The 4,860-nt window shown below is 59.0% G+C and carries 4 protein-coding genes; all 4 read left to right on the forward strand.

The genetic code is table 11. From position 1 onward, the window contains the following. The coding region (locus ABIA71_RS20790; RefSeq protein ID WP_354287835.1) for a DUF2345 domain-containing protein at positions 1-609 on the forward strand (609 nt) is incomplete at its 5' end. Then, positions 602-2,230, forward strand: coding sequence for a hypothetical protein (locus tag ABIA71_RS20795; RefSeq protein ID WP_354287837.1), 1,629 nt, complete (start codon positions 602-604; stop codon positions 2,228-2,230). The genes ABIA71_RS20790 and ABIA71_RS20795, both read left to right, overlap by 8 nt. Positions 2,231-2,235: 5 nt before the next feature. Next, the gene (locus ABIA71_RS20800) at positions 2,236-3,357 is read left to right on the forward strand and encodes a hypothetical protein (protein WP_354287839.1); all 1,122 of its coding nucleotides are present in this window, start codon (positions 2,236-2,238) and stop codon (positions 3,355-3,357) included. 14 nt (positions 3,358-3,371) lie between these two features. Next, positions 3,372-4,295 (forward strand): hypothetical protein, encoded by a 924-nt coding sequence (locus tag ABIA71_RS20805; protein ID WP_354287841.1) that lies wholly within the window; start codon positions 3,372-3,374, stop codon positions 4,293-4,295. Positions 4,296-4,860: the final 565 nt, after the last annotated feature.

Below are 4,860 nucleotides of genomic sequence, written 5' to 3' on the forward strand. Positions count from 1 at the left end.
AGCGCCGGTGAAACCGTCTCGACCGTGTCCGGCGAACACACCGCGCTGTTTGCGCAGGACGGCCCGATCAAGGTGATCGCCGCCAACGGGCCGGTCAGCCTGCAGGCGCACACCGGCGAGCTGGAACTGCTGGCCGACCAGGCCATCACCATCACCGCCACCGACGACCGCATCGACGTACTGGCCCAGCAGAAGGTGGTGCTGCAGGCCGGCAACAGCGCAATCACGCTGGAAGGTGGGGACATCACCTTCAGCTGCCCCGGCACGTTTACCGTCAAGGCTGGGCAGCATCCCTTCCTGGGCGGTGCCAAGGATGAAGCATTCCTCCCCCCGCTTCCCGGCGGCGCGCAGGAAGCCACTCACTGGATAGCACTCAATTACATGGACGTTGACACGATGCAGGCAATGGCAGGAACGCCATACGAGATCCACTTCGAAGACGGATCTAAGATCCAGGGCACGCTGGACGCAGAGGGCAAGGCGCATCACGGCCCGATACCCGAAAAGAAGGTCGCGAAAGTCATCTACGAGCCACGCGATCCGACACGGGACACTGCCTGGCCCGACCTGGAGCTGATTGCCAACCTGCAGGGCAATACGCATGGCTGATTCAGGTCATGATCGCCCCAACGAAGCAGCCCCGGTTACCCTTCAGCAGTTGCGGGAAGCGCTGGCCTTCGTCACCGAGCAGTACAAGAACGTCACTGACGGCTCCAAGAACGTAGTCGAATGGCTGTGGGAAGCCATCCAGGGCGACTTCAACCAGGAGCGCACTACAGGTCAGATCGCCTTCGACACCGCGATCTCCATGATTCCGGGCGTTGATCAGGTCTGTGACGTCCGTGATGTCGTTGCCAACTGCAAACAGATCAATGACGACACCAGCAACACCTGGGCGTGGGTCGGACTGGTACTGACCCTTGTTGGTCTGATCCCCACTGTGGGTTCGCTCCTCAAGGGCGTTCTCAAGATCTTCTTCATCTACGTGCGCCGCGCCGGTCTGAATCACGTGGCACGTGCAGTCGACGAGGCGATGGATTGGGTAATTACCTTCCTGCGCCGGCGCGAGGTGATGAAATACTGGAAGGCGCTGAAATGGGATCGCCTGTTCCATGAACTGGCCAACCAGACCCGCGTGCTACGCGCCCTGGTCAACCCAAAGATCCTGCTCGACGCATTCGACCGCGCCATCAAACTGATGGACAACCTCCTCGGCTATGCCAAGCACATCCCAGTGGTTGGTCCCGCTGCACAGGAGACGCTCAAGCTGGTGAACAACGTTCGCAGCTTGGCAAGAAAAAAGATCACCGAGTACACCGCACCCGCGCTGAGGACTCTGGATGAGATCATCCGGCGACTGGAGATTGAAGACCTCGTCCAGCGTCACGGAGTATTGGATGCAGGCAATGTGCACTTTTCGGGAACACTGCCCAAGGCGCATGCAGCGACACTGATGCGCCGCACAAGCCCACCTCCCGCTTGGTTGAGTGCTGGCAAGCCGACCAAGAATCTCCCGTTGGATCCCGATATTGAAGCCGCTTGGTTAGATCCGAAAATTGCGAAAGAAGGATACCCGGCACTCAGGCGAGAACAGATCGAAAGCTTCGCCGAGATAGCCGCAGACGTCCTGGAGGGACCGATGAAGCTGTACCGAGTCGTCTCGCCGAGCAACTTAGGTGCAGGTGCGGACTGGATGAGCGAAGAAGTATTCAATAGGATCATGCGCTCCAAGGATCCGAAAGCAGAGTGGCGCAAATTCCTGGCTGTCTGGCCGGACTGGAATCCAAACGGCCAGTTCGTCGTCTACGAGCTCAAGGCAGGCGAGAAGATAAAGGTGTGGCGCGGCAAGGCATCGGCACAGACCAGAGATGACCTGCCAGACCACCATCTGGAAGGTGGATACGAACAAATCAAGTTCGACGGGACTATGACCTATGACGCTGATGGGAGCCCATTTCTTGCACCTGGCGGTGCCGCCGGCGACAGCGTCGCCTTCTACAAGATTGATCAGACGACCGGCCGACTGACTCCAAGCACAATGACCTACGCCACATGGAAGAAACTCCCACCTCATGAGCAAGTCACGTATCCCAGCCTACGCTCCAAGATCAATCACCCAAGTATTCTAGGCCCCTTCGATACCCGATGGGGAAGCACTGACTTTGGTTCTCAATTGAATGACGTTAGGCTGGGCTTGCCCACCCTTCCCGGCCAAGTTACCAAGAGTTGAGCATTATGCAGACAGTCGATCAGGAGCTGAATCCGTGGCACAAGCGTCAAGCCACGCTGCTCCACCACTTCGCCTCCCTGCCCTATCTGAAGGGCTTACTGGAACAGATAGATCAGCTGATCGGTTTCGCCGACCACATTCTGGAAGATCGCGCTGAGCTGGACGTTGCGGGGCGCGCGCTCGCGAATTGGCAGACAGTCGATACCGCGGGTCACTTCTCAACCCATGCATTTCCCGCCCTAGCAGACTTCAGGGAGAAGGTAATCAGGGACATTGCAGCTCGTAGCTACGACCGGTTCAGCGAGGCCGGCGAGCGCCAGTGCTCCAGAATGCTGCAAGAGTATGCGCACCAGATGATCTGGGCGACCGGCGAACAAGAGAATTCGTTCAAGATTTACACAGAAGAGGTCTTCAAGTACGCAGGCAACATCAGCCGAATGATGCGACGTCCGACCACTTGGAATGACTTCGTTTTCTCATTGTTGTGGGAGCAGAACAAAACGCTCTTTGGGCGCATCCCCCGTTTCCGCGTCCGAACAGATATTGCATGCAAAAGCGGTGAGACGCCGCCACGCACAGGCGTTTACGTTCCGCAAGACGACCCCATGGCTGCCCTCCAATTCGGATGGACGGGTGGCTACGGGGAACTGGGCGATACGTATACGTTGAATGACTTCGGGGCACGCGTTTTGGAGCGCATTGGGCGATCGGGGCTATGGTCTGACGCTCAGCGCCTCCATCAATTGATCAACGAGCCTCAACACCGCCACTTGCCCAATACCGATCCGAGTGAACGCGAACACGTGGAGCTCGCACCGGCGGCCGTGGCAAGACAATCATTCAGTCCGCGGCCGTGCAAATGGTATTTTGTTGAAATGCTGGACGATGAATATGAAGATCATGACGGCAGTTACACCGGCAGCTCGTCCGTCCCGACCTCAGCAAGACCACACCGAGTCACAGGAGGCGAGCTGGTCCCCCAAAGCGGCTGGTGGTACACGCCCGCCAAGGTGGGCTCAACGCGATACTTCAAGAAGGACGACCGCTTTCCCCAGTTGGATGGAAACGAGTTCGGAACCACCTTCTGGATCTGGTCACCGGATCAGTCTGCACCGAAGCTTGGCTGAGGGCACGTGGCGCGATGCCAACAAACGAACGGGAGCTGGCTCCGTGGCATCGACGTCAAGCGACGCTTCTCTACCATTTTGCTTCCCTGCCCTACCTCAAAGGCTTGCTGGAGAAGATCAATCAACTGATCAGCTTCACCGACGACATCCTCGAAGATCGTGGCGGCCTGGACGCTGCGGGTCGCTCACTCGCCCATTGGCAGCCGGCCGATACGGCTGGGCACTTCTCAACCCATGCGTTTCCCGCACTGGTAGACTTCAAAGAGAAAGTGATCGGAGCCATTGCAGCTCGCAGTTACGAACGCTACGGCGAGGCCGGCGAACGCCAGTGCTCCAGAATGTTGCAAGAGTACGCCTACCAGATGATCTGGACGACCGGCGAACAGGAGGCATCGTTCCAAAGTCGCGCAGAAGCTGTCTTCAAATACGCTGGCAACATCAGCCGTATGATGCGGCGCCCCACCACCTGGAATGACTTCGTTTTCTCGTTGTTGTGGGAAAAGAACAAGCAGGACTTTCCACGTATTCCCTGCTTTCGCGTAAGGACCGATATTGAATGCGTGAGCGGCCAAACTCCGCCACGCACGGGCGTTTACGTTCCGCAGGATGATCCCATGGGGGCACTTCAGTTCGGCTGGACCGGCGGCTATGGGGAACTGGGCGATACGTATACGTTGAACGACTTCGGAAAGATCGCCTTGGAGCGGGTCGGCAGGGCCGGACTCTGGTCCGACGAATCAGGCCTTCATGCGTTGATCAATGAATCTCAGCATCGAGGCTTACCAAAGATCGATGACAGTGATCGAGCGCGCGTGGATTTTGCACCGGCTGCCGTCGCCCTGCAGGGATTCGAAGGCCGTCCGTGCAAGTGGTACTTCGTCGAACTGTTGGACGGCGAGTATGAGGACCATGATGGCGGCTACGCAGGCTGCGCTTAGGCATTCCCCGGGTCGCCGTTACCTTTCGTCCCGTTCCCGCCACCAGGCGGAATGGCCCGGCAGCGCCAGGGGCCAGGTGGCCCCTGCAAGCCGGGAACGCCCGCCACCAAGCCAAGAACGACAAGAGGGGCGCCCACGATGGAATCCGGGCGCGACGACGCCCCATATGGTGCTATTCGTCACACTTTTGCGCCTACTCTTTGACGCGGTTGCCGCGTATCTCGCCAGATGCGCCAGAATTGCCCATTCCCTTCCTGGTCGTTGGCGGGCACACGTCAGGGGGCGTGGGGGGAACCGCAAGTGAAATGGCCCGGGGACGGGGTTTGTTATGGTCCCGGGTAAGTGGCGTAGGGACTGGTGGAGTTGGGCGCTGATGCGACCGCCGCCGGGCACACGCTTGGTTGCACTCCTGACATGGGATTGTCGATATGGATGTCTCCCCCGCACAGTTGCTGGCTTCGCTGGGCGCCCCCTCGCAGCAGGCACGCCTGATCCAGCTGCAGGGCCCGGCCCCAGGCCTGGTCGTGGAGCGCTTCGACGGCCAGGAATCGGTCTGCGGCAGTAC

The organism is Stenotrophomonas sp. 2619 (assembly GCF_040548725.1).
Taxonomy (GTDB): Bacteria; Pseudomonadota; Gammaproteobacteria; order Xanthomonadales; family Xanthomonadaceae; genus Stenotrophomonas; species Stenotrophomonas maltophilia_AP.